The organism is Azospirillum mesophilum, from assembly GCF_053470405.2.
This window is the reverse complement of record NZ_JBPXMQ020000008.1, coordinates 168,426-192,347: the sequence shown is the minus strand read 5'-3', so window position 1 is coordinate 192,347 and position 23,922 is coordinate 168,426. Positions and strand designations below refer to the sequence as shown.

Here is a 23,922-nt window from a genome sequence, read left to right as displayed (position 1 = left end):
CCCCGCCCCGTCCGATGCACGGCCGGACCATGGTTCCCGAGCGATATTAACTCTAACCTTTTCTGAAAAGCCCTTAAGGCGTGGTTAACGGCCGAAAATTATTTCGTATTCTCGTTAAAAAACCTTCCAATCCGAAGGTTTCCGGCCACAATTTTCGGGCTTGAGGGCCGCAGGCCGGGGTGAAAAGGGAGCGGGGCCGGTCAGGCCTCCGCACCCCGATCGGTCGGCACGATGCGCACGCGGCGGTCCTGGACCGCCAGTCCGATGCGGCCGTGCTTCAGCGCCAGCGCATCCTCGCCGAACAGCTCGCGCCGCCAGCCGCTCATGGCCGGCACCTGGGCGGCATCATCGGCGGCGATCGCCTCCAGGTCGGCGGCGGACGCCACCAGCTTCGACGCGACGTTGTTTTCCTCGCACTTCATCTTCAGCAGCACGCGGAGAAGCTCGACGATGGGCTGGAGGCCGGGCGGCGGCTCCTCCCGCGGCTCGACGCGCGGCAGTTCCGACTCCGGCAGATCGAGTCCGCGCTGCACACAGGCCAGCACGTCGGCCCCCTGGCGCCCCTCCGCGAAGCCACGGCCCATGCCGCGCGTGCGGGCGAGGTCGTCCACCGTGGTCGGCGCGTGGGCGGCGATCTCCAGCAGCGCCTCGTCGCGCAGCACGCGGGAGCGCGGCAGGTCGCGCCGCTGCGCCTCGCGCTCGCGCCAGGCGGCCAGTTCCTTCAGGATGGCCATGAAGCGCGGCTTGTTGGTGCGCACCTTCAGCCGCAGCCAGGACGTCTCCGGGTCCACCTGATAGGTGGCCGGATCGGTCAGCACGGCCATCTCCTCCTCCAGCCAATGGGCGCGGCCGGTGCGGACGAGGCGGCGCTTCAGCTTCTCGTAGGCCGGGCGCAGGTGCGTGACGTCGGACAGCGCGTAGGTGAGCTGCCGCTCGGTCAGCGGGCGTTGCGACCAGTCGGTGAAGCGGCTGGACTTGTCGATGCGGGCGCCGGCCAGCTTGGTGACCAGCGTCTCGTAGCCCACGCTCTCGCCGAAGCCGCAGACCATCGCGGCGACCTGCGTGTCGAACAGCGGGTGCGGGATCTGGCCGGACAGGTGCCAGAAAATCTCCACATCCTGCCGTGCGGCGTGGAACACCTTCAGGATCAACGGGTCCACCATGACGCGGAAGAGCGACGACAGGTCGATGCCTTCGGCCAGCGGGTCGATGGCGACGGCGCCGTTCGGCCCGGCCACCTGCACAAGGCAGAGCTGCGGCCAGTAGGTCTTCTCGCGCAGGAATTCGGTGTCGACGGTGATGTACTCGGCGCCGGCCAGGGACAGGCAGAAGGCGTCCAGCTCTTCGGTCGTGGTGATCAGTGTCATGATCGCTTCATACACGAGCGCGCGGCTGCGCGAAAGCTCGCCCTTCGGCAAGACGTGAAGGCCAGAAAAGCATGGATGCAGGGTTGACAATCGGGCGCTGTCGGTGTGGTGTGTCGGGCCGCTTTTCCGCGCAGGACTCCGACCTTTTCCAAGGTGTTTCGACCCATGCACCCCTACCGCACGCACACCTGCGGCCAGCTTCGCGAAGAGAACGCCGGTCAGATTGTCCGCCTGTCGGGCTGGATCAACCGCAAGCGCGACCATGGACAGCTTCTGTTCATCGACCTGCGCGACCATTACGGCCTGACGCAGTGCGTGGTCGATACCTCCAACCCGGCCTTCCAGGTGGCCGAGCGGTTGAAGCTGGAATCGGTCATCACCGTGACCGGCAAGGTCGTGAAGCGCACGCCGGAAACCATCAACGACCGCCTGCCGACCGGCCACATCGAGGTGCAGATCGGCGAGCTGACGGTGCAGAGCGAGGCGGAGCAGATCCCCCTCCAGGTCAACCAGGAGGCCGACACCGGCGAGGACGTGCGCCTGCGCTACCGCTTCCTGGACCTGCGCCGCGAGCGCATCCACGAGAACATCATGCTGCGCTCCCGCGTCATCGCGTCGGCCCGCCGCCGCATGATCGAGCAGGGCTTCACCGAATTCCAGACGCCGATCCTCACGGCCTCCTCGCCGGAGGGTGCCCGCGACTATCTGGTGCCCAGCCGCAACCATCCGGGCAAGTTCTACGCCCTGCCGCAGGCGCCGCAGCAGTTCAAGCAGCTTCTGATGGTCGCGGGCTTCGACCGCTACTTCCAGATCGCCCCCTGCTTCCGTGACGAGGACGCCCGCGCCGACCGTTCGCCGGGCGAGTTCTACCAGCTCGACTTCGAGATGTCCTACGTCACCCAGGAGGATGTCTTCGCGGCCATCGAGCCGGTGCTGTTCGGCATCTTCGACGAGTTCGGCAGCTTCCGCCGCGAGACCACCCCGGTCATCGACAAGCCGCCCTTCCGCCGCATCAGCTTCGCCGAATCGATGCTGAAGTACGGCAACGACAAGCCGGACCTGCGCAACCCGCTGGTCATCACCGACGTGACCGACGTCTTCAAGCGCGACGACGTCGAGTTCCGCGCCTTCAAGCAGACCATTGAGAAGGGCGGCGTCGTGCGCGCCATCCGCGCCCCGAAGGTCGCCGACAAGCCGCGCAGCTTCTTCGACAAGCTGAACGACTGGGCGCGCGGCCTCGGCGCGCCGGGCCTCGGCTACATCATCTTCGAGGCCACGGGCGGCAAGGGTCCGATCGCCAAGTTCGTGCCGGAGGCCGCGCAAGCGGAACTACGGACGGCGGTGGGCCTTGAGGACGGCGACGCGGTCTTCTTCGTCTGCGACCTGCCGGGTCCGGCCGCCAAGCTGGCCGGCTTCGCCCGCACGAAGATCGGCGAGGAGCTGGACCTGATCGAGAAGAACGCCTTCCGCTTCTGCTGGATCGTGGACTTCCCGATGTTCGAACTGGACGAGGAGACCAACAAGGTCATCTTCAGCCACAACCCGTTCTCCATGCCGCAGGGCGGCCTGGAGGCGCTGAACACCATGAACCCGCTGGACATCAAGGCCTACCAGTACGACATCGTCTGCAACGGCGTCGAACTGTCGTCGGGCGCCATCCGGAACCATCTGCCGGAGGTGATGTACAAGGCGTTCGAGATCGCCGGCTACTCGCCGGAAGAGCTGGAAGCCCGCTTCGGCGGCATGCTCAGCGCCTTCAAGCTGGGCGCCCCGCCGCACGGCGGCTCGGCCCCGGGCATCGACCGCATCGTGATGCTGCTGGCCGACGAGCCGAACATCCGCGAGGTCATCGCCTTCCCGCTGAACCAGCGCGCCGAAGACCTGCTGATGCAGGCCCCGGCCCCGGTCGACCAGGCCCGCCTGCGCGAGTTGCACCTGAAGCTCGACCTGCCGAAGCCGAAGGTCTCCGCGACCGAGACGCCGAAGGCCGCGAGCTGACGGCGATTTCCACTAGGTACCGTTCCCTCTCCCAGCCCCGCTGGGAGAGGGAGGGACCCGCGCCGTAGGCGCGGGAGGGTGAGGGCAAGGTTTTGCCGAGAATCCGGTTTTGCCGAGAATCCATTGTGTGCCTCACCGGGATTCTTGGGGAAACCTTGCCCTCACCCTCCCATGCTGCGCATGGGTCCCTCCCTCTCCCGCCTCTCGCGCAAGCAAGCTTGCGCCCCCGGGGGTGGGGGGAGGGGAGTGGGGTGGGGTTGGGGGGAGGGGGGGNCGCCCCCGGCTCTCAGCGAATGCCTTTGGCATTCGCTGAGAGCCGGGGGCGGGCGAGGGGGGTTACACAGCTTTGCCCCTCACTCCGCCGCTTGGGGCCTTGCCGGCGGAATGATTTCGCCCTTGCGGTTCAGGGCCTTGGCGAGGGCGTCGAGGCGGCGTTGCACCGCTTCGCCGGCCGGGACGCTGAAGTCGTCGGGCAGGGTCAGCACCAGCCGTTCCCCCACCACCTTCAGCGTCGTGCGCTGCAGCAGGGCCGTGGCACCGCCGGTCAGCGTGTGCGCCAGCCGAAGCGCCAAGCCCAGCACCAGCGCCTTCAAGGCCTGCGCGTCGCTGACCAGCGCCCGCGCGCCCAGGGTGCTCGCTCCCTCCAGCGTCCCGGCGTAGCGGGCGTAGACGGCCAGGGCCAGAAAGGCCCGCTCGTCGTGGTCCACCGCCGGGAAGGGGAAGCGCAGGATGCGCAGGAAGGCGTGCTCGGCGCGGTAGTCCGGGTGCTCCGCCCAGCCCACGTCGCTCAGCAGGCAGGCGGCTTGGCGCAGGCGCAGCGCCGCATCGTCCTCCCCAGCGAACAGGCCGCTCGTCCAGGACACCAGCAGGGCCGGGTCGCCGATGCGGCTGAAGCGCTGCGCCCAATCGTCGGCGGCGGCGATCAGCGGATCCTGGCGCTGCGCCTCCGGGCTCAGCAGGGAGAACAGGTGCCCTTCCCGCAGCCCGAAGGCGGAGAACACCACCATGGAAGGCTGGGCCATGCGCAGCAGCCGTTCGAACACCAGCGCCGCGTAGGGCAGCGTGTCCGCCCGCCGGCGGGAGCCGGACATCTTCTCCAGCGACGACCGGCTCTGCTTGGCGACCAGGGCCGCGAAGTCGCGGGCCTCGCCGCAGGGCACGGCGTAGTGGTGGATGATGTGCAGCGGGTGCTTCACCTGCTCCATGTGCAGCTTGGCGAGAGCCCGCCAGCCGCCGCCCACGGGGTAGAAGGGCCGACCCTTCGCCTGGGGCAGCCAGTCCAGCTTTTCCAGATGCTGGTCGATGGCGCGGTTCAGCCCGTTCTGCTTGCCGGTGTTCAGCTCCATCAGCCGCAGGGGGCCGAGCGGCATGGTCACATGCTCCCCGATCACGCCCCGGTTCAGCTGGACCAGCTCCAGGCTGCCGCCGCCGAGGTCGCCGACCAGCCCGTCGGCGGCTGGGGTGCCGGATAGCACGCCCATGGCGGACAGCCGCGCTTCCTCCTCGCCGCTGATGACGCGGACCTCCAGGCCCGTGCGGTTCTTCACGGCCTCCACGAAGGCCGCCCCATCGTCGGCGTCGCGCACGGCGGCGGTGGCGATGATGTCCAGCCGGCCGATGCGCATCCCGGCGGCCAGCATGGCGAAGCGTTCCAGCGCCTCCAAGGCCTGCGCCACGCCCTCCGGGTTGAGGCGGCCGGACTTCTCCACCCCGCGCCCCAGGCCACACAGGACCTTTTCGTTGAAGAGCGGCAGCGGCGACCGCTTCAGCCCGTCATAGACGACCAGCCGGATCGAGTTGGACCCGATGTCGATGACCGCGACCCGCTCGCCCTTTTCGGTCGAGCCCGCCGCCCGTTCCTGTGCCGTCGTCATAGGCCGTCGTCACTCCCGCTTTCAGGACACCGTACGCAGCTTCAACCGCGGCGGCGTTCGTTTGCTGCTCAGCGCGCTGCCGCGGCCCGACAGGCTGGGGTTGGTCATGAAGTAGTTGTGGGCGCTGAAAGCGTCCGGCCCTGCCTCCACGCGGTGATACACCCCATCGGGGGCGAGCTTCCAGCTGTTCGCCTCGTCCTTCAGGTTGGCGACCATGATCTGGTCCAGCACCTGCTCGTGCACCGTCGGGTTCTCGATGGGCACCAGCGTCTCGATGCGGCGGTCCAGGTTGCGCGGCATCCAGTCGGCCGAGGAGATGAAGACCTTCGCCTGCGGATTCGGCAGCGGCTGGCCGTTGCCGAAGCAGATCACGCGCCCATGCTCCAGGAAACGGCCGACGATGCTGCGCACGCGGATGTTCTCCGACAGGCCCTTCACGCCGGGGCGCAGGCAGCAGATGCCGCGGATGACCATGTCGATCTGCACGCCCTTCTGCGAGGCCTCGTACAGCTTGTCGATGATCTCCGAATCGACCAGCGAGTTCAGCTTCACCCAGATCTGCGCGGGCTTGCCGGCCGACGCGTTGGCGATTTCCGCGTCGATCAGCTGGACCAGCCGCTGGCGCAGCGTGATCGGGGCGATGGCGATCTTCTCCAGATGCTTCGGCGTGGCGTAGCCGGTCATGAAGTTGAACATCACCGCCGCGTCGTGGCAGAGCGCCGGGTCGCAGGTGAAGAAGGACAGGTCGGTGTAGACCTTCGCGGTGATCGGATGGTAGTTGCCCGTCCCGAAATGCACGTAGCTGCGCAGCGCCTTGTTCTCGCGCCGCACCACAAGCGACACCTTGGCGTGCGTCTTCAGGTCCACGAAGCCGTAGACCACCTGGGCGCCCGCACGCTCCAGGTCGCGCGCCCAGCGGATGTTGGCCTCCTCGTCGAAGCGGGCCTTCAGCTCCACCAGCGCGGTGACCGACTTGCCGGCCTCCGCCGCCTCGATCAGGGCGGCGACGATGGGGCTATCCTTGCTGGTGCGGTAGAGCGTCTGCTTGATGGCGACGACCTGCGGGTCGCGCGCCGCCTGCCGGATGAACTGCACCACCACGTCGAAGCTCTCGTACGGGTGGTGGACGACGATGTCCTTGTCGCGGATGGCCGCGAAGCAGTCGCCGCCGAAGTCGCGGATGCGCTCCGGGAAGCGGGCGTTGAAGGGCCGGAAGACGAGGTCGGGCCGCTCGTCCACGATCAGCTGCTTGGTGTCGGTCAGGCCGATCAGGCCGTCCAGGATGAACACGTCGTCGTTCGACACGTTCAGCTCGTGCCGCAGGAACTCCCGCAGATCCGCGGCCATGCCCGCGTCGGTGGCGAGCCGGATGACGCTGCCCCGGCGGCGGCGCTTCAGCGCGCTTTCGAAGGTCCGGACCAGATCTTCCGCTTCTTCCTCGATTTCGATTTCGCTGTCGCGCAGCACGCGGAAGACGCCGTGCGCCTTCACCTGGAACGGCGGGAACAGGCGGTCGATGAACAGCATCACCAGCTTTTCCAGCTGGATGAAGCGGATGTCCGATCCCGGCAAGCGGATAAAGCGCTCAAGCTGCGCCGGCAGCGGCACCAGCGCGTCCAGGTGGCGGCCCTTCACCGGTTCATGAAGCTGCAGCGCCAGCGAGAAGCCCAGGTTCGGCAGGAAGGGGAAGGGATGCGCCGGGTCCACCGCGATCGGGGTGAGGATCGGGAAGATGTCGTCGAGGAACTTGGCCTCCAGCCAGTCCTTCTCGCCGTCGGTCAGATCTTCCACGCTCACCACGGTGATGCCGGCCTCGCGCAGATCCACCTTCAGGCTGCGCCACATCGCCTGCTGCGCGGCCATCAGCTCGATGATTCGCTGATTGACCCCGGCCAGCTGCTGGGCCGGCGTCAGGTTCTCCGGGCTTGGCGCCTTGACCCCCGCGGCCACCTGCCCCTTCAGGCCGGCGACGCGGACCATGTAGAATTCGTCCAGGTTGCTGGCCGAGATCGACAGGAAGCGCAACCGCTCCAACAGCGGGTGGTTGGGGTTCGAGGCCTCCTCCAGGACGCGCTGGTTGAAGGCCAGCCAAGACAGTTCGCGGTTGATGAAGCGCTCGGGCGCGTTCGCTTCGATGCAATACGCTTCCAGGTCCTGAAGGTGGGTCACAGCAGCCTCGGGCTTTCGCGTGGGTGACGGCGCCGGTAGAGTCCGGCGGTGCGTTGGGGCGGGCAGACTACCCGAACTCTATTACGGTTTTGGGTCAGTCACGATAGACCCGCGTGGAAAACAGGTGCAAGTGCGGCCAATCACGCCAGGAGAGGCAATCCGTCATGAAGACCTTATTCCTTCTGCGCCACGGCAAATCGTCGTGGGACGATCCGGCGCTGGACGACCATGACCGGCCGCTCGCCCCGCGCGGAGAAAAGGCGGCGCGGCTGGTCGGCCGCTACCTGAAGGATCACAAGGCGCACGTCGACCTCGTGCTGTGCTCCACCGCCGTCCGCGCGTCGGACACCGCCCGGCGGGTGCTGGCCGCGATGGACGCCCCCGATATCCCGGCCCCCGAAATCCCGGTGGAGTTCGAGCACGGCCTGTATCTGTGCGGCGCGCATGTGCTGCTGGAGCGGCTGCGCGACGCGCCGGATTCGGCCTCGTCCCTGATGCTCGTCGCCCACAACCCCGATCTGCACGATCTGGCGCGGCAATTGACGGGGTCCGGCGAGGACCGGCACCGCAAGGCGCTGGAGGAGAAGTTCCCGACGGCGGCCTGCGCCGTCCTGCTGTTCGAGACGGCGCACTGGCGCGACCTGGAACTCGGCGCCGGTCGGCTCACCGATTTCGTGCTGCCGCGCAAACTGGCTTAACGCCCCACGCCATCTTGGGGTATTGGAGGCCTGCACAGAGTCAGGAGATCGCCCGCGTGTCCTCCGCGCCCCCGTCAGCATCCGCCGCGGTGTCCGCCGTGCGCGAGGTGGAAATGAAGCTCCATCTCGACCCGCGCGACCTTCCCCGCGTGCTGGCCCTGCCGGCCCTGCGCGTGCTGGCGGACGGGGAGCCGGTCACCCGCCATCTGCGCACCGTCTATTACGACACGCCGGACCTGCGCCTGCTCGCCAACGGCGTCGCCCTGCGCGTGCGGGAGGACGGCGACCGATTCGTCCAGACGCTGAAGACCGTCAATTCCGCGACATCCAGCGACTCGGCCGCTGTGGCGGTGCGCAAGGAATGGGACTGGACCATCGCCGGCCCCACGCCGGACCTCGCAATCCTCGACGCTGAAGGCGTGGCTGCCTTGGTCCCGGCCGAGGCGCGCGGGGCGTTGGCGCCCGTCTTCGTGACCGACTTCCAACGCACCACCCTGCTGATCCGCCCCGACTCGCTGACCGCCATCGAGGTCGCGGTGGACGAGGGGCAGATCAGCGCCGGCACCGCCTGCGCCCGCATCAGTGAGGTGGAGCTTGAGCTGAAGGCCGGGCGCGTCGGCCGCCTGTTCGACACGGCGCTGGCGCTCCAGCGCAACGTGCCGGCCCGAATCGGGACGGAGAGCAAGGCGGAGGTCGGCTACCGCCTCGTCGCCGGCCGCCTGCCCGCCCCCGTCCTGCCGGAACCGTTGGGCCTGTCCCCCGTCACGACGGTGGCGGAGGCCTACCGGCACATCGTGCGGCATTGCCTGCGCCAGCTCCTCGCCAACGAGCCCTGCGCTCTGGCTGGCGGCGACGTGGAGGGGCTGCACCAGATGCGCGTGGCCCTGCGCCGGCTGCGCACAGCCGTCCGCCTGTTCCGCCCGCTGGCCGGCAAGCCGGACGCCTGCCGCAACGGGGATGGCATCCGCTGGTTCACCCGCAAGCTCGGCCCGGCGCGGGAATGGGACGTGCTGCTGTCCGGCGCGCTGGAGCTGCTCGCCGCCTCGGCCAAGGCACCCGACGGCCTGCCCGCCCTCACGGCGGCGGTGCGGGACGCACGCCGCGCGCCCGCCGACGCGGCGATGGACGCGATCCAGTCGCCCCGCTGCACCGAGCTGATCCTGGCGCTCGGCGCGTGGCTGGAGGACGGGCGCTGGCACGGCGCCGCCGAACCGGCCTTGCGCGCCCAGCTCGACCGGCCCATGTCGGCGCTGGCCGGCGCGTGGCTCGCCGAGCAGCACGCGCGGGCGCTGAAGGCCGGCAAGGCCCTGGATGGCGCGAACAGCGCGGCGCGCGACCGCCTGCGCCGGCGCCTGCGCAAGCTGCGCTACGCGGCGGAGTTCTTCCGGGGCCTCTACGCGGAGACGGCAACGGTGCCCTTCATCGCCGCGCTGGAGGCGATGCTCGGCGCGCTCGACGCCGACCACGACGCGGCCATCGGCAAGCGGCTGTTGCGCACCATGGCCGAATCCGATTCGGACCAGCGCCCGACCGCCGAGGCCGCCGCGAAATGGCTGGCCAAGCAAGCCGACAAACGCCGCAAGGCGCTGCCCGACCTGTGGAAGGCATTCCGGGAAACCCCGGTCTTTTGGGGGTGAGACCCTACCCCCCTCGCCCATCTCCGATGGGAGAGGGAGGGGCCCACGCCAACGGCGTGGGAGGGTGAGGGCAAGGTTTTTCCGAGAATCCAGGCGATACAAACGCAAAGATTCTCGGGCTGACCTTGCCCTCACCCTCCCATGGCTTCGCCATGGGCCCCTCCCTCTCCCGGCGGAGCCGGGCGAGGGGATTTTCGCTCTACTCCGCCTCCGCAACCATCAGGTCGCCGAGCTTGGCGAGCAGGTAGTCCAGGTCTTCCGGCGCCAAATCCTCGTACTGGGTGAGGATGCGCTCGATCACACGGCGGCGGTGGCGTTCAATGTCGTGGGCTTCGCCGTCGTAGGGCGTTTCCTTCAGCACGTCGAGCGCGATCCGGCAGGCCGGCAGCAGGGCCGCGGGAAGTTTCGCCTTGTCGTAGATGGACTTCAGCCCCAGCCGCCCGGCGTCGTGGATCAGCAGGCGCGCGTTGGTCAGCGGCACGTTGCCCATGTACGACATGGCCGTCTCGAAAAAGGCCACATCGCCCATGCACAGCGCCCGCAGCAGCAGCGACGGCGTCAGCCGCCCCGTCCGGGACAACTGCGCGACCAGCCGTTCCAACGCCCCCTCGTCGCTCTCGCCCGAGAAGAGGGCGACCGTGGCGCGTTCGCGGCTTTGCAGGACGAGGTCGGCGGCGACCTTGGCGGGCAGTTCGTGGTTGGTGACCAGATGTTCGCGCAGCCGTTCCGACACGACGGCGACCAGCCGTTCGGCGATGGTGATCGGCAGCTTGGACCGCTCGACCAACGGCGCCTGCACCGATTCGGCATTCCCGAACCGGTCCATGACCCGGCTGAGGCTGCGTTCGCCGAGGTCCGCGCCCTCGTTGGCGACCAGCGCCGCGACAGCGCCTTCGGAGGCGGTTTCGATCAGGGCGTCCGCCACGCTGGCCGGCACGTTGGAACGGCGCGCTATGGCGGTGTGCTTGGCGTCGGTGCCGGTGCGCACAAGCTCCACAAGGTCGGCGTCGGTCAGCACGGTGGAGACGCTAAGCACCGGGATCGCCACCTCCTCCACGTCGCGCGCCAGGGTCAGCGCGACGTCGCGCGGCAGCGACGGGTTGGCTTTCAGATTCTCGGCGAGCGATTGGCGCACGCGCAGGACGGCATCGCGCGCCATGATGCGGATGATGTCCTCGGCCAGCTTGCGTTCGCTGTCCGACAGGACGGCATTGTCGAATTGGTTGGCGACCTTTGCGGCCAGTTCGGAGCGGCTGTTCGGGGACGGATCCGACAGCAGCCGGGCGACGTCGTCCTTCGTCAGATGGTCGGTCATGGGTCCCTGACCCTTCTTGCGCCCGGCACGTTTCCAATGATGGCGGAAACGGCCTCGCTCACGTCATGATCCGGCCAAAGCGTTGAACCTTTGTTAACGGCACGATCACCCCGCGCGCGCGGAATCGGCCGAGGCCGCCCGGCCGCGGCGGGCGCCGCGCACAACCTGTTCCACCGCCGCAATCTGCTGGGCGACGGAGATCACGAGCTGCGACGGGACCTCCAGCTTGCGGTCCTCGTAGACATGGCCGCCGGGGTGGCGTTCCGCCCAATTGCAGACGGTTTCGTCGCGCAGGATCAGCAACTCGCGGATTTGCGGGCGGAACAGGCGCATCATGGCGGTGATCCAACGGTTGGCCGGCCAGGAGGGCCGGGCGTGGTCCACCACGAAGCTGTCGAGCATCCGGATCACGTCATCCGCCGCATACCACGTCTCGCCGGTGACCCAGCGGTTGGTGGTGAACAGCCGCACCGGCTGCCCCGCCACGTCCATGGCGATCCCGACAAGGTGCGAGAGCGCGTCGTTGGGGTTTTCCGGCTCCGTGAAGTCCGTCAGCGGCGCCGGGGCCACGCCGGACGGCATGCCGAGGGGCCGCAGGAAGGTGTGGAAATGGCCGTGCTCGCCGTCCGGCCGCTCCCCTTCGGGGTGGCAGTGGTAATAGTATTGCGCGTGGTATTCGGCGTCGTAGACGTCGCCCGGCGGGTAATGCCGCCATTCGTAGAGCGTGCCGTGGCCGCGCAACAGCTCGCCGACCACCGTGTCTCCGGTCTTGGCAAGAACGCGCTGGCAGGTCCGCACCTCCCGCGCGGCCTCGGCCATGACTTCGAGTTCCTCGCGGGAAAGCTCCGAAAGCTCCATCATCCGAACGACCGCCTGCGCCCCTTCATACCTTCGCCCTCAACATAAGGTATGAGGCGGCGCGGCCTTCGCAAGCGATATTCATGAACCGGTCCGGCCAGCGCCGGCGCGGTGCACGGCGCTGCCTTGACGCAGGGTCCACTGGACCAGTTCGCTCTCCACCGTGCCCAGCGCCTCGTTGAAGGCGTCGATCACATCGGTGAAGGCGCGGCCCCGCACCGGGACGACCGCTTCGAAGGTCTCCCCCGCCTCAATGGTCCGGCGCGGCATGCCGACCAGCTTCGCGGCGATGCGGACATGGACGCGGTCGGGGAAGGTCGCGGCGGGCGTGGCGTATTCCGCCTGGAAGTCGCGCAGGTCGGTCTTCAGCACAATGTCGGACCGCAGCCCCACCGCGTCCCGCCCCACGGAGACGATGCGCCCGCTGTCCTCGAAGGACTGCACGATCAGGCCTTGGATCATGCTGGGCGCCCGGTCGGCCCAGGACACGCCCGCAAAATAGTCGATGGCGGTGGGGGAGCGCGCGACCGCGATGCGCGGCGTGTCGATGCCGGCGCTCGCCACCGGCGCCTCCACCAGCAATTGCCAGTCGGCCTTCGGCACGGAGGGATCGAGGACGGCGCGCGGGGTCAGCGTGTAGAGGCTGGGCGCCGTCGGGTTCAGCGCCGCGCAGGCGGTCAGGCCGAAAAGGGCCGCCACGAGCATCGCCCGCGCTCCCTTCCGGCGGATTGCGTTCGTCCACCGACCGATCATCGCCCACGCACCTCCACGCCCTGGCGGGTTCCGCCGAACAGGAAGTTCGACGGGTCGTTCTCGATCCGCGTGACGACGCGGGACAACTGCCCGGACAGGTCGCGCAGATCGCTGATCAACAACGTCAAATCATACAGGCCGCTCCCCGTGAAGTCGCGCACCGCCTCGCGGTTTTCGCCGACCATGGCGTTCAACTGCGCGGAGGTCTTCTTCAGGGAGCCGACAAGCTCGCGCAGGTCGCCGGTCAGGGCCTTCGTGCTGCCGTCCACGGTGGCCAGCGTGCGTTCGGCCTGCGCCGCCGTGCGGCCGAGCTGCGGCCCCAGCGTCTCGAACCCGTGCAGCGTGCGGTTGGCCTGGGCCATGGTCGCGTCCAGCCCCTGGCTCGCCTTCGCCAGCTCGGCGGTCAGGGTGCGGGTGTTCTGCAAAATTTCACCGATGGCCGCCTGGTTCTGCGGGGTCAGCACCTCCGACAGGCGGTTGGTCAGGTCGAGCGCGCGGTTGAGCAGCTGGGGTGCGGCGTCCACCACCACCGTCAGCGACGACGGGCGCGACGGGATCACCGGAATGCCGCCGCCTTCGCGCGCCGTGCGCAGCAGCTCGCTCATTTCCGTGCCGCCGGAAATCTGGACATAGGCGCCGCCGGTGATGCCCTGCACCTCCAGCGAGGCGATGGAGTCGGTCTTGATCGGGGTGCCTTCCTGCACCTCCACGGTCACGCGCACGCGGCTGACGTCGTTGGGGTCCAGCCGCACGTCGGTCACCGTGCCCACGGGGATGCCGCGGTAGCGCACCGGGCTGCCTTCCTGCAAACCCGTCACCGAGCCGGTGAAGTAGATGTAGTAGGGCTGGCGCGTCTCCTCCAGCTGGACCTTCGCGACCCAGACCGTGAAGACGAACAGGCCGGCGAGGATGGCCAGCACGAAGCTGCCCACCAGGATGTAGCTGGCGCGGGTTTCCATGGCGTTCGGTCAGGCCTCCGCATGGCGCGCGGCGCGGCCGCGCGGTCCGTGGAAATAGTCGTGGATCCAGGGGTGCGGATCCCGCAGATGCTGTTCCAGCGTGCCGACGCGGATTTTCTTGTCCACCAGCACGGCGATCCGGTCGCAGATGGAGGTCAGGCTGTCCAGGTCGTGCGTGACCATGAAGACGGTCAGCCCCAGGCTGCGCTGAAGGCTGCGGATCAACTGGTCGAAGGCCGCCGCCCCGATGGGGTCCAGGCCGGCGGTCGGCTCGTCCAGGAACAGGATCTCGGGGTCGAGCGCCAGCGCGCGGGCCAGCCCGGCGCGCTTGATCATGCCGCCCGACAGTTCGGACGGGAATTTGGCCCCGGCGTTGGGCGGCAGGCCGGCCATGGCGATCTTCACGCGGGCGATCTCCGCCGCGAGGCTGGGGGGCAAGGCGGTGTGCTCCTTCAAGGGAACCATGACGTTCTCCGCCACGGTCATGGAGCTGAACAGCGCTCCGTTCTGGAACAGCACGCCCGTGCGCGCCTGAAGCGCCACCCGCTCCCGCTCCGGCAAATCGGCGGTGTCGCGCCCAAGCAGCTCGATGCGGCCCTCGGCGGGACGGATCAGGCCCAGGATCTCCTTCAGCAGGACCGATTTGCCGGTGCCGGAGCCGCCGACGACGCCCAGCACCTCCCCCTTCAGCACGTCGAGGTCCAGCCCGTCGTGCACCACCTGAGGGCCGAAGCGGGTGACGAGCCCGCGCACGCGGATCACCACGCCCCCCGGCCCGTCCTGTGCTGTGTCGTGCGGCGTCACGGCTCCCTCACACTCTCAGGAAGGAGAACAGGACGGAGAAGACAGCGTCGAGCACGATCACCAGGAAAATGGACTCCACCACCGACTTGGTCGTCAGCGTGCCGACGCTCTCCGCGCTGCCGGAGACCTTCAGCCCCTCGTAACAGCCGACCATGGCGATCACCAGCGCGAAGACCGGCGCCTTGACGATGCCGACCAGGAAATGCGGCAGGGTGACCGCCCCGTGAAGCTGCCGGATGAACTGCCCGAAGGTGATGTCCAGCGTCGCGTAGCTCATCACCGCGCCCCCGAACAGCCCCATGATGTCGGCGTAGAAGGCCAGCAACGGCAGGCTGATCATCAGCGCCAGCGCCCGCGGCACCACCAGAAGCTCCACCACGTCGAGGCCAAGCGTGCTGATGGCGTCCACCTCCTGGTTGACCTTCATGGTGCCGATCTGCGCGGTGAAGGCGGAGCCGGAGCGTCCGGCCACGATGATGGAGGTCATCAGAATCCCGATCTCCCGCAGGATCGAGATGCCCAGCAGGTTCACCACGAACAGCTCCGCCCCGAACCGCCGCAGCTGATCCGCCCCCTGGAAGGCCAGCACCACGCCGATCAGGAAGGACAGCAGCCCCAGGATCGGCAGGGCGTTCAGCCCGGTCTGCTCGATGTGGAACAGGACCGCCCGGACACGCAGCCGCCCCGGATGCCGGACCAGCCGCCCGAAAGTGATGGTGATGAGGCCGAGGAAGGACAGCAGGTCCAGCCCCTCGCGAAACGCCTGCACGGCCGTGCGGCCGGTGCGCTCCAGCATGTCCAGGACCGGGTGGGGCGTCGGCGCCGCGTGCTCCGGCGGGGCCGGGCCGACCCGGCGCACGGCGTCGAACAGGGCCGCATGCTCCGGCCGGACGCCCGCCACGGAGACCGCGTGCCCGGCCGCGGCGAGCCGGTCCAAAAGCGACGACAGCAGATAGGCGCCGACCGTGTCCAGCGCGTCCAGCCGTGACAGGTCCAGTCGGACGGCCGCACCCTTGGCGCCGGCCAGAGCGAACGCCTCCAGCTCGCGCGCCATGCCGCCGGTCGCCGGCAGGTCCCAGCGCCCGAGAGCCGCCAGCGTCCAGCCGCCGTCCCCGGCGGCGGACGGCTCCAACCAGGCCCCTTCGCGAGCCATCGCTTCCCTGTCCTGTATTCCTCGCCTTTAAGGCTTAGGTCGAACTTGGCCGCAAGCAACGGTGCCGGTCAACCATGCGGGGCAAGGCTGCGGCACAGTGCTGGTTTGCACCGGACGAACGGGGTCGATAGTATGACGCCGCCGTTGCACAGGAACCACGCCGATCATGCCGAACGCCATCAACCTCAAGGATCACATCCGGGGCATCGCCGATTTCCCGAAGCCCGGAATCCTGTTCTACGACATCTCCCCGCTGCTGGCGCACGCCGAGGCGTGGAAGGAGGCCGTGAACCAGCTTGCCGAGGCGATCCGCCCGCACAAGCCCGACCTGCTGGTGGGCATCGAGTCGCGTGGTTTCCTGATCGCGGCCCCCCTGGCGTTGGCGCTGGGCACCGGCTTCATCATGGTGCGCAAGCACGGCAAGCTGCCGGGCGACAAGGTCGCGCACAGCTATGACCTGGAATACGGCACCGACACCATCGAGGTGCAGGCCGACGCCGTGAAGCCCGGTCAGCGCGTGGTGGTCCTGGACGACCTGCTCGCCACCGGCGGGACGATGGCGGCGGCGATCAAGCTGCTGCGCCAGGTCGGCGCCGACGTCCGCGCCGCCGCCTTCCTGGTGGAGCTGACCTTCCTGAACGGCCGCGACAAGTTGGACGTCCCCAGCGTCTCGCTGATGCCCTATGATTCGTAAGCACGCTGGGTCGTAGGCGCGCCGGGACGGCTGCCAAAAAAGCGTTCACGTCACTCAAAACGCCCAACAAACAGGCGCCCGCCCGTTTGTTGGGCGTTTTTGTTTGGGCCAAATCCACGGCAACCCGCCCGATTTGCTGGGGTGCGCCGTGTGGCACATGGTTTGCGATGGTGGTCCGTCAACGTCGATTGGCACGGCGCACCATGTCCCATATGGCCCCGGTGATTCTCGAAACCCCCGCCCTTCTCGCCGTACGGCCTCCGGAAACCGTGTCCATGCGGACGCGGGACGGGGTCCGGCTGGACGCCGACGTCTACCGGCCCGATGCCGCCGGCTCCTGGCCGGTGCTGCTGCTGCGGCTGGTCTGCGGGCGGCGCACGGCGCTGACCAGCCATTACGCGCACCCGCGCTGGTATGCGGCGCGCGGCTATGTGGTGGTGGTGCAGGACGTGCGCGGGCGCGGCACGTCGGAGGGCCGCTTCCGTCCCTTCGAATCGGAACGCGAGGACGGCGCCGACGCGGTGGCCTGGGCCGCCACCCTGCCCGGCTCCAACGGCGTCGTCGGCATGTACGGCGCCGGCTACGCCGGCATGGCGCAGCTGCTGGCCCTGGCCGAGCGGCCGGAGGCATTGCGCGCGGTCGTTCCGGCGCTGTCCGGCTGGGACGTGCTGACCGACTGGGCAACGGAAGGGGGCGCCTTCCGGCTGGCCGACGCCATGGGCTGGGCGTTGCGTTGCGCGGTGGAGTCGGCCCGGCGGTTGGAGGATGGTGCCGCCTATCGCGCGTTGCTGGAGGCCGCCCGCGCCCTGCCCCTGGACGACGAGATCCCGTCGCGCCCCAAGGTGCTCCGCGAGTACGCGCGGCATTGCCATTACGACGACTGGCTGACCAACGCCCTCCCCGGCCCCGCCTGGGACGCCCTGTCGCCGCGCGAGGCCCTGACCGGAGTGCCGGTGGATGTGCCCGTCCTGCAGATCGGCGGCTGGCACGACCCGCGGCTGGCGGGCATGCTGGACGCCCACGCGGCGTTGAGCGCCCGCTGCGACGCGCCGGTGCGGCTGCTGGTCGGCCCCTGGGATACCCATGGCGTGGCAACGGGCGGTGCCGCGGACGCTCCGTCCTTCGACGCGCTGCAACTGCCCTGGTTCGACCGCTTTCTGAAGGGTGAGGCGAACGGTGCCGAGCGCACCGGCCCCGTGCGCCTGTTCGACGGGCTGGCGCGGCGCTGGCGCGACCTTCCGGAGCTTCCGCCGGCGACCGAGCCGTTGCATCTCGCCAGCGACGGGCTGGCCTGCCGGGGCGAGGGCGGAGTGTTGCGCGACGGTGCCCCGCATGAACCCTTCCTGGACGTGCTGGTGCACGACCCGCGCGCCCCCGTGCCGGCCGTGGGCGGCCATGCGGTGCCGGACGCCGCCGGCCCGTGCGACCGCGCCGCCGTGGACCGGCGGCCCGACGTGGCGACCTACACGACGGCCCCCCTGCCCGCGCCGCTGGCGCTTGCCGGGCGGGTCGCGCTGGACGTGTGGGTGGAGGCCGACGCGCCGTCCTTCGATGTCAGCGCCGTTCTGTCCGCCGTCTTTCCTGACGGGCGGGTGCTGCCCTTGACACAGGGGCACGCGCGGGTGGAGCCGGGCATGCCCCAACGCCCGCTGAGCATTTCGCTACGGGCCGTCTGCGCGACCCTGCCGCGCGGTTGCGCGTTGCGCCTCAGTCTCGCCGGGGCCTGCTACCCCGCCTACCCCGTCAATCCGGGCACGGGCGCCGAGCCGGGTGAAACCCGGCTGGTAGACGCGCAGCCCATCACCCTGATGATCCATGGCGGCGGCAGCCGCCCGTCGCGCCTGCTGCTGCCCGCGCTGCTGCCCACTACGGCGGGATAGGCGTCAGCCTTCCCGGCCGGTGCCGGGATCGGACTCGGCCGCGTCGTCCGCCGCACGGGCGGCGTTGAGCAGGCACACGTCCAGGCTCTGGTTCAGGAAGCGCAGCATCAGTTCGCGGAACGGCGTCTTGTCGCCCACGGACCAAGCGCGCTCGACGAGGTCGCGGTACAGGTCGCGGTCGTCGGCCCGGACCACCACCGGAGGGTAGCCGGCGCGGTTCAGGATCAGGTTGCACAGAAGCAGCGCGGTCGCCGCGTTGCCGTCGAAGAACGGGCGGACGCTCATCAGCCGGTGGTGCGCCTCGAAGGCGGCTTCGGGGCTGGATTCGGTCCGGCGCAGCCAGCCGGACAGGGCCGACATGGACACGCGCACCTTCGCCGGGTCGGGCGACGCGCCGACGCTGCCGTCCTTCAGCGGCCCTTCCCGGTACTTGCCCGCCTCCTCGTCGACACCCTGGTAGAGCACGCCGTGGAAGGCGGTCACCGTGCGCTCCGTCACCACCCCGGCGGGCTGGTAGGACAGGCGCGCCATCAGTTCCAGCGCGGAGCGATGGTTCAGCACGAGCCGCTGCGCCTCCGGCGGGCGGCTGCGCAGGATGGCCCCGCGGTCGAGCACCGTGCGCACCTCGTCGGCCGAAAGGTCGGCATCTTCGACAAGGACGCAGGCCTTGGTCAGTTCCAGTTCGAACCAGTCCGCCAGATCGCGCACCACGCCCGGCGGCAGGGGCCGGGCCTCGTCCAGAACCCGCTTTTTCTCATTGATGTCGTCGAGCAGCGCCATGTGCCGGAACTCCGCAGATCCTGTGCATGTAATAATGCCTGCCCTTCACGCCGGGAAGAACATCCTTGCCGGGAATCCGCCGGACAGCGCCGCGCGCCGCCGCCCCGCCCTGCGGTTTTTTGCCGCTTGAATCGGCAACGTTGCCGGCTCTAGGATCCCGCCAAGAATAGAGCGGCAGCAATATTCGCGCGTTCTGGCCCCGGGGAGGATCGAAGTCATGCAGCATGTCGCCTGGGATGAAACAATGAGCGTCGGCGTCGGAGTCCTCGACGACGACCACAAAAAGCTGATCGACATGTTCAACGGCCTGCTGAGGGCGGGAATCGCGGAAAAGAACCGCGACAGCCTGTCCAAGCTTCTGAATGATTTGTGCGACTACACGAACGTTCATTTCGCGCGCGAGGAAGAGCTGATGGAACGTCAGGGCTATCCAGACCTCGCCACGCACAAGGCCGCACACCGTTATTTCGTCGATGAAGTGCAGAAGCTTTTCCAGGACAACGACGACAGCAACGAGATGATGCTGCGAATCGACCTGATCCTTTTGCTGAAGGAATGGCTGATCGAGCACATCCAGTCCGTGGACGCACAATACAAGCCCTTCATGGGCAGCCCCGCCGGCGCGGCGGCCGTGCACTGACCACCGCCCCGCCGGGGAACCGGCACGCCAAGGCCCCTCTTCCGCGATGGAAGAGGGGCCTTTTGCGTTCCGGACGGAACGATCACCGCGTCGTGGTGCGCGTGCCGGTCAGATCGCTGGTCGCCGTGGACCCGGTGCCGGTCGTCGAGCCGGTGGTGCCGGTTCCCGTGGTGCCGGTGCCGGACGTCGAACCCATGCCGGCCATGGCCGACGCGCCGGCCGTGGTCGTGCCGGTGCCGGTGACGCCGCTGCCGGTGTGCTGGCGGACGCGCAGGTTGTTCTGCACATGCCGCACGCCCGAGATGGACTCCACGATGTCCTCCGCCCGGCGCTTCGTCATGCGATGGTCGACGGTGCCCGACAGCGTTGCCTCGCCGTTCGAGACGGTAACGTCGATTTCCGACGCGTCGATGTAGGGATCGTCGGTCAGGCGGTCGTTGATGTCTTCGCGGATGCGGTCGTCGGATCGGTTGTAGCCGCGCGGCCCACGGCCACGATGCTGCGCGCGCATCTCGTCCTCACGGCGGCGGCGTTCCGCGTCGTCGTCGCCGAACCAGGAGGCGATTTCGTCACCCGCGCGCTCCCAGAAGCCGCGTTCCTCGCCGTACCCGCTTCCGTACCCGCTGCGGCTGCTTTCGCGGCCACGGCCCCAGTCGCTGCTCCAGCGCCGGCCGGGGTCGCGGTTGCGGTCTTCGCCGTAGCCGTATTCGGAGCCCATGCCGCGATAGCCGGCAAAACCCCGGCCCTGGCCATAGCCCTCGTAACGGTCGGACGAGCCGAAGCCGCCGCCCATTCCGGAGCCCATTCCGGAGCCCATGCCCGATCCCATTCCGCCGCCCATACCGGACGAGCCGTAGTTCCGGCCTCCCCAGTCGGATCGCCCATAATCGGAACGCCCCCAATCGGACCGGCTGCCGTAATCGCGCCCCATATCGCCGCTGGTCCGGGAACCGCTCATGCCCGACCCACCGATACCGGACCCGCCCATTCCCGATCCGAAATCGCGCCCCATGCGGTCCTCGCGGGCGTATCCGGAACCGCCGTAACCGCCGAAGCCGCTGGATCCTTCACGGCCGCCGTAGCTGCTGCCGCCGGATCCATATTCGCGCTGGCCATAATCGCGCTGGCCATAATTCCTTTGCTGATCGCGGCCGGAACTCCCGCCGTAGGTCTCGCGCCCGCCTTCCCAACTGCGGTGCCCGTAATCGCCGCGGTTCTGGTCACCGCGTCCATAATCGCCCACATCGTAGGCGCCGCGCCCATAGTCGCCCCGGCCATAGTCGCTGCGGCCATAATCCCGGCTTCCGAAGTCCCGGCTTCCGAAATCGCTCCCGCGCTGTTCGTCGCGTCCGTAGCCGCGCCCTTCGTCGCGCCCTTCGTCGCGATCGTACATCCGGCTTTGCCGGCCCCAGTCACGGCCTTCATTACGCGAGCGGTCCTCGTCACTCCAGGAGCGCCCCTCGTTCCTCCACCGTTCGTCATTCTGCGCCATGGCGAAACGTCCTGTTCGTCGTTGAGCCCCGTCCCGTGGAACGGTTTCTGGTCAACAGCCCCCTGACAAAGGACGTTCCCCCTCGCCCACGGCACGCGATTTGCTGTGCACGATCAATCTTCCACGCAAGACTTCGGCCCCGGTTCCCTGGACCGGGGCCGCCTTTTTCTCCCCTTCAGCGGTGCCCCCGCTTGCGCTAGCCTCGTTTGGAAGCGACGGGAGACGCGACCATGCACGCCACCACGCTGGGGCACACGCGCCACGGCTTTCCCGACCTCAAGGCCCTGCTGGCGGCGGCGAGCCCGCACCGGTCCGGCGACGCTCTGGCCGGCATCGCCGCGACCAGCGACGAGCAGCGCGTTGCCGCCCGCCGCATTCTGGCCGACCTGCCTCTGAAACGCTTTCTGGACGAGCCGCTGATCCCCTACGAGGAGGACGAGGTCACCCGCCTGATCCTCGACACGCACGACGCCGGGGCCTTCGCACCCGTCGCGTCGCTGACGGTCGGGGAGTTCCGGGAATGGCTGCTGTCGGAGCGGACGGACGGCCCCGCGCTGGCAGCGCTCGTCCCCGGCCTGACGCCGGAAATGGTGGCGGCGGTGTCCAAGCTGATGCGCAACCAGGACCTGATCGCCGTGGCCCGCAAGGTCCGCGTGACGACAGCCTTCCGCACGACGCTCGGCCTGCCCGGACGGCTGGCGGTGCGGCTTCAGCCCAACCACCCGACCGACGATCCGAAGGGAATCGCGGCGAGCATCCTGGACGGGCTGCTGCTGGGCTGCGGCGACGCGGTCATCGGCATCAACCCGGCGACCGACAGCATCCCGAACACCATCCAGCTTCTGGAACTCGTGGACGAGATCCGCACCCGCTACGCCATCCCCACCCAATCCTGCGTGCTGGCCCACGTCACCAACACCATCGCCGCCATCGAGCGGGGCGCGCCGGTGGACCTCGTCTTCCAGTCCGTCGCCGGGACGGAGGCCGCCAACCGGGGCTTCGGCATCGACCTCGCCCTGCTGCGGGAGGGGCGCGAGGCCGCGCTGGCGCTGAAGCGGGGCACGGTCGGCGACAACGTGATGTATTTCGAGACGGGCCAGGGTTCCGCCCTGTCGGCCGACGCCCACCACGGTGTGGACCAGCAGACGGTGGAGGCCCGCGCGCACGCCGTCGCCCGCGCCTTCAAGCCCTTGCTGGTCAACACGGTCGTGGGCTTCATCGGCCCCGAATATCTGTACGACGGGAAGCAGATCATCCGCGCCGGGCTGGAGGACCATTTCTGCGGCAAGCTGCTTGGGCTGCCGATGGGCGTGGACGTCTGCTACACGAACCACGCGGAAGCCGACCAGGACGACATGGACACCCTTCTGACCCTGCTGGGGGTGGCCGGCGTCACCTTCGTCATGGGCGTGCCGGGGGCGGACGACGTGATGCTGAACTACCAGAGCACGTCCTTCCACGACGCGCTCTACCTCCGCTCGGCCCTCGGCCTGCGTCCGGCACCGGAGTTCGAAGCGTGGCTGGAGACCATGGGGCTTCTGCGCGAGGACGGCGGCATCCGCGACCTGCCCGCCCCCGCCCTGACCAACCTTCTCCAACAGACCGAGGCGGCGAAGCGATGAGCGAGCGTCCAAGCCTGGATCCCTGGTCGCGCCTGCGCGCCGCCACCCGCGCCCGCATCGGGCTGGGGCGCGCCGGGGACGGGCTGCCGACCGGCACCCTGCTGGATTTCCAGCTCGCCCACGCCCGCGCGCGGGACGCCGTGCACACACCCTTCGACGGGGACGCCGTCGCCGCCCGGCTGGATGGACGGGAGGTCATCCGCGTGCACAGCGCGGCCGAGAGCCGGTCGGTCTATCTGCAACGCCCCGACCTTGGCCGGCGCCTCGCGCCGGACAGCGCCGGGCTGCTCGCACCAGGATCTTACGATGTCGCCTTCGTGGTCGGCGACGGGCTGTCCGCCACGGCCGTGCACGACCACGCAGCCCCGACCCTGGCGGCGGTGCTGGCCCGGCTGGAGGGGTGGAGCGTCGCCCCCATCGTGCTGGCGACCGGATGCCGCGTGGCGCTGGGCGACGACATCGGCGCGCGACTCGATGCGGGGATGGTGGCGGTGCTGATCGGCGAACGGCCGGGGCTCAGCGCCGCCGACAGCCTCGGCATCTACCTGACCTTCGACCCGAAGCCCGGCCGCAAGGATTCGGAGCGCAACTGCATCTCCAACATCCACCCGCCGGACGGCCTTGGTTACGAGGCCGCGGCGGACAAGCTCGTGTGGCTTATGCGCGAGGCGCGGCGGCTGAAGCTGACCGGCGTGGCGCTGAAGGACGACACGCCGGGACTTGCCGCGCCATAGAGACCATGCCTCAAGCGGGAACCGGCAGCCCCAGCAGGCGCGCAACCGCCGCGCGCAGTTCCTTGTTCTCGAACGGCTTGTAGAGAACGGCGTCGGCGTTGAACATTTCCGTCATCTTCAGAACGTAGCCGGCCGGAAGATTCGGCGCCCCACCGGACATGGCGAGCACCTTCACGTCGGGAAAACGGGTGCGCACGGTCTTGATGAGTTCGATGCCGTCCACCTCCGGCATCAGCACGTCGGTGACGACGAGGTCAATCCCACCTTCTTCCAGAAGCGCAATGGCCGGGCGGCCGTCTTCCGCCTCCAGCACGTCGAGACCCAAAGTTTCCAGTGTGTCCACGACGGAAAGACGCACCGCGGGCGCGTCTTCGACCACCAGAACTCTTGCCATGCCCTTGATCCCCCCGATTCCCCCTTTGGCATAACACTATCCAGGATAGAGGGGCAATCGAGTCAAGGGTGGCGAGTGATTGCGGCGTTTTGCAGCGGACG

General features: G+C 68.9%; 20 protein-coding genes. 8 read left to right on the top strand and 12 right to left on the bottom strand.

All coding sequences use genetic code 11. From position 1 onward, the window contains the following. Positions 1 to 200: 200 nt before the first annotated feature. Positions 201 to 1,367 (bottom strand): ribonuclease D, encoded by a 1,167-nt coding sequence (gene rnd, locus ACSVC7_RS11215; protein WP_448208656.1) that lies wholly within the window; start codon positions 1,365 to 1,367, stop codon positions 201 to 203. A gap of 165 nt (positions 1,368 to 1,532) precedes the next feature. Here rnd and aspS point away from each other — a divergent pair, with 165 nt between their 5' ends. Continuing rightward, positions 1,533 to 3,365, top strand: a complete 1,833-nt coding sequence (aspS, locus tag ACSVC7_RS11210; protein ID WP_448208655.1) for an aspartate--tRNA ligase — start codon at positions 1,533 to 1,535, stop codon at positions 3,363 to 3,365. 353 nt (positions 3,366 to 3,718) lie between these two features. Here aspS and ACSVC7_RS11205 read toward each other — a convergent pair whose 3' ends face one another. Together ACSVC7_RS11205 and ACSVC7_RS11200 are read right to left on the bottom strand one after the other, a co-directional pair. Continuing rightward, positions 3,719 to 5,239 carry a Ppx/GppA phosphatase family protein gene (locus ACSVC7_RS11205; RefSeq protein WP_448204191.1) on the bottom strand — a complete coding sequence of 507 codons (1,521 nt, stop codon included), beginning with the start codon at positions 5,237 to 5,239 and terminating at the stop codon, positions 3,719 to 3,721. Positions 5,240 to 5,260: 21 nt separating this feature from the next. Then, positions 5,261 to 7,408, bottom strand: coding sequence for an RNA degradosome polyphosphate kinase (locus ACSVC7_RS11200; protein WP_448204192.1), 2,148 nt, complete (start codon positions 7,406 to 7,408; stop codon positions 5,261 to 5,263). A 164-nt stretch (positions 7,409 to 7,572) separates the two neighbouring features. Between ACSVC7_RS11200 and ACSVC7_RS11195 the strand changes: the two genes are divergently transcribed. Next, positions 7,573 to 8,106, top strand: a complete 534-nt coding sequence (locus ACSVC7_RS11195; protein ID WP_448204193.1) for a SixA phosphatase family protein — start codon at positions 7,573 to 7,575, stop codon at positions 8,104 to 8,106. A gap of 56 nt (positions 8,107 to 8,162) precedes the next feature. After that, complete coding sequence (locus tag ACSVC7_RS11190; protein ID WP_448204194.1) at positions 8,163 to 9,743, top strand: CYTH and CHAD domain-containing protein; 1,581 nt, start codon at positions 8,163 to 8,165, stop codon at positions 9,741 to 9,743. Positions 9,744 to 9,942: 199 nt separating this feature from the next. Here ACSVC7_RS11190 and spbR read toward each other — a convergent pair whose 3' ends face one another. From spbR to ACSVC7_RS11160, 6 genes are all read right to left on the bottom strand, one after another. Beyond that, the gene (gene spbR / locus ACSVC7_RS11185) at positions 9,943 to 11,058 is read right to left on the bottom strand and encodes a SpbR family protein (protein WP_448204195.1); all 1,116 of its coding nucleotides are present in this window, start codon (positions 11,056 to 11,058) and stop codon (positions 9,943 to 9,945) included. 105 nt (positions 11,059 to 11,163) lie between these two features. Continuing rightward, a complete protein-coding gene (locus tag ACSVC7_RS11180; protein ID WP_448204196.1) occupies positions 11,164 to 11,919 on the bottom strand; it encodes a DUF6969 family protein in 756 nt (251 codons plus the stop codon). A 78-nt stretch (positions 11,920 to 11,997) separates the two neighbouring features. Beyond that, positions 11,998 to 12,621 (bottom strand): ABC-type transport auxiliary lipoprotein family protein, encoded by a 624-nt coding sequence (locus ACSVC7_RS11175; RefSeq protein WP_448204197.1) that lies wholly within the window; start codon positions 12,619 to 12,621, stop codon positions 11,998 to 12,000. 44 nt (positions 12,622 to 12,665) lie between these two features. Continuing rightward, complete coding sequence (locus ACSVC7_RS11170; RefSeq protein WP_448204198.1) at positions 12,666 to 13,628, bottom strand: MlaD family protein; 963 nt, start codon at positions 13,626 to 13,628, stop codon at positions 12,666 to 12,668. A gap of 9 nt (positions 13,629 to 13,637) precedes the next feature. After that, positions 13,638 to 14,432, bottom strand: a complete 795-nt coding sequence (locus ACSVC7_RS11165; RefSeq protein ID WP_448204199.1) for an ABC transporter ATP-binding protein — start codon at positions 14,430 to 14,432, stop codon at positions 13,638 to 13,640. A 7-nt stretch (positions 14,433 to 14,439) separates the two neighbouring features. Beyond that, complete coding sequence (locus tag ACSVC7_RS11160; RefSeq protein ID WP_448204200.1) at positions 14,440 to 15,585, bottom strand: MlaE family lipid ABC transporter permease subunit; 1,146 nt, start codon at positions 15,583 to 15,585, stop codon at positions 14,440 to 14,442. Positions 15,586 to 15,763: 178 nt separating this feature from the next. Between ACSVC7_RS11160 and ACSVC7_RS11155 the strand changes: the two genes are divergently transcribed. Continuing rightward, positions 15,764 to 16,279: an adenine phosphoribosyltransferase gene (locus tag ACSVC7_RS11155; RefSeq protein ID WP_448204337.1), complete on the top strand. Its 516-nt coding sequence runs from the start codon at positions 15,764 to 15,766 to the stop codon at positions 16,277 to 16,279. Positions 16,280 to 16,554: 275 nt separating this feature from the next. Next, a complete protein-coding gene (locus tag ACSVC7_RS11150; RefSeq protein WP_448204201.1) occupies positions 16,555 to 18,159 on the top strand; it encodes a CocE/NonD family hydrolase in 1,605 nt (534 codons plus the stop codon). A 3-nt stretch (positions 18,160 to 18,162) separates the two neighbouring features. Here the strand turns inward: ACSVC7_RS11150 and ACSVC7_RS11145 are convergent, their stop codons facing one another. Further along, positions 18,163 to 18,939: a Fic family protein gene (locus ACSVC7_RS11145; RefSeq protein ID WP_448204202.1), complete on the bottom strand. Its 777-nt coding sequence runs from the start codon at positions 18,937 to 18,939 to the stop codon at positions 18,163 to 18,165. A gap of 217 nt (positions 18,940 to 19,156) precedes the next feature. Between ACSVC7_RS11145 and ACSVC7_RS11140 the strand changes: the two genes are divergently transcribed. After that, on the top strand, positions 19,157 to 19,579 hold the full coding sequence (locus tag ACSVC7_RS11140) for a bacteriohemerythrin (RefSeq protein ID WP_448204203.1): 423 nt from the start codon (positions 19,157 to 19,159) through the stop codon (positions 19,577 to 19,579). 82 nt (positions 19,580 to 19,661) lie between these two features. Here ACSVC7_RS11140 and ACSVC7_RS11135 read toward each other — a convergent pair whose 3' ends face one another. Continuing rightward, complete coding sequence (locus ACSVC7_RS11135; protein WP_448204204.1) at positions 19,662 to 21,071, bottom strand: BON domain-containing protein; 1,410 nt, start codon at positions 21,069 to 21,071, stop codon at positions 19,662 to 19,664. 230 nt (positions 21,072 to 21,301) lie between these two features. Here ACSVC7_RS11135 and ACSVC7_RS11130 point away from each other — a divergent pair, with 230 nt between their 5' ends. Further along, on the top strand, positions 21,302 to 22,693 hold the full coding sequence (locus tag ACSVC7_RS11130; RefSeq protein WP_448204205.1) for an ethanolamine ammonia-lyase subunit EutB: 1,392 nt from the start codon (positions 21,302 to 21,304) through the stop codon (positions 22,691 to 22,693). Continuing rightward, on the top strand, positions 22,690 to 23,427 hold the full coding sequence (gene eutC / locus ACSVC7_RS11125) for an ethanolamine ammonia-lyase subunit EutC (protein ID WP_448204206.1): 738 nt from the start codon (positions 22,690 to 22,692) through the stop codon (positions 23,425 to 23,427). Before ACSVC7_RS11130 ends, eutC begins: the two co-directional genes overlap by 4 nt. 10 nt (positions 23,428 to 23,437) lie before the next feature. Here the strand turns inward: eutC and ACSVC7_RS11120 are convergent, their stop codons facing one another. After that, entirely contained in the window at positions 23,438 to 23,821 is a 384-nt protein-coding gene (locus ACSVC7_RS11120) for a response regulator (RefSeq protein ID WP_448204207.1), read from the bottom strand. Positions 23,822 to 23,922 lie beyond the last annotated feature (101 nt).

Coding starts and splice junctions, on each gene's coding strand:
- rnd (WP_448208656.1), bottom strand. CDS start 1,367: ATGACACTGATCACCACGACCGAAGAGCTGGACGCCTTCTGCCTGTCC.
- ACSVC7_RS11150 (WP_448204201.1), top strand. CDS start 16,555: ATGCGGACGCGGGACGGGGTCCGGCTGGACGCCGACGTCTACCGGCCC.
- ACSVC7_RS11175 (WP_448204197.1), bottom strand. CDS start 12,621: ATGCTCGTGGCGGCCCTTTTCGGCCTGACCGCCTGCGCGGCGCTGAAC.
- ACSVC7_RS11160 (WP_448204200.1), bottom strand. CDS start 15,585: ATGGCTCGCGAAGGGGCCTGGTTGGAGCCGTCCGCCGCCGGGGACGGC.
- ACSVC7_RS11205 (WP_448204191.1), bottom strand. CDS start 5,239: ATGACGACGGCACAGGAACGGGCGGCGGGCTCGACCGAAAAGGGCGAG.
- ACSVC7_RS11180 (WP_448204196.1), bottom strand. CDS start 11,919: ATGATGGAGCTTTCGGAGCTTTCCCGCGAGGAACTCGAAGTCATGGCC.
- aspS (WP_448208655.1), top strand. CDS start 1,533: ATGCACCCCTACCGCACGCACACCTGCGGCCAGCTTCGCGAAGAGAAC.
- ACSVC7_RS11135 (WP_448204204.1), bottom strand. CDS start 21,071: ATGGCGCAGAATGACGAACGGTGGAGGAACGAGGGGCGCTCCTGGAGT.
- ACSVC7_RS11170 (WP_448204198.1), bottom strand. CDS start 13,628: ATGGAAACCCGCGCCAGCTACATCCTGGTGGGCAGCTTCGTGCTGGCC.
- ACSVC7_RS11130 (WP_448204205.1), top strand. CDS start 21,302: ATGCACGCCACCACGCTGGGGCACACGCGCCACGGCTTTCCCGACCTC.
- ACSVC7_RS11145 (WP_448204202.1), bottom strand. CDS start 18,939: ATGGCGCTGCTCGACGACATCAATGAGAAAAAGCGGGTTCTGGACGAG.
- eutC (WP_448204206.1), top strand. CDS start 22,690: ATGAGCGAGCGTCCAAGCCTGGATCCCTGGTCGCGCCTGCGCGCCGCC.
- ACSVC7_RS11120 (WP_448204207.1), bottom strand. CDS start 23,821: ATGGCAAGAGTTCTGGTGGTCGAAGACGCGCCCGCGGTGCGTCTTTCC.
- ACSVC7_RS11140 (WP_448204203.1), top strand. CDS start 19,157: ATGCAGCATGTCGCCTGGGATGAAACAATGAGCGTCGGCGTCGGAGTC.
- ACSVC7_RS11195 (WP_448204193.1), top strand. CDS start 7,573: ATGAAGACCTTATTCCTTCTGCGCCACGGCAAATCGTCGTGGGACGAT.
- spbR (WP_448204195.1), bottom strand. CDS start 11,058: ATGACCGACCATCTGACGAAGGACGACGTCGCCCGGCTGCTGTCGGAT.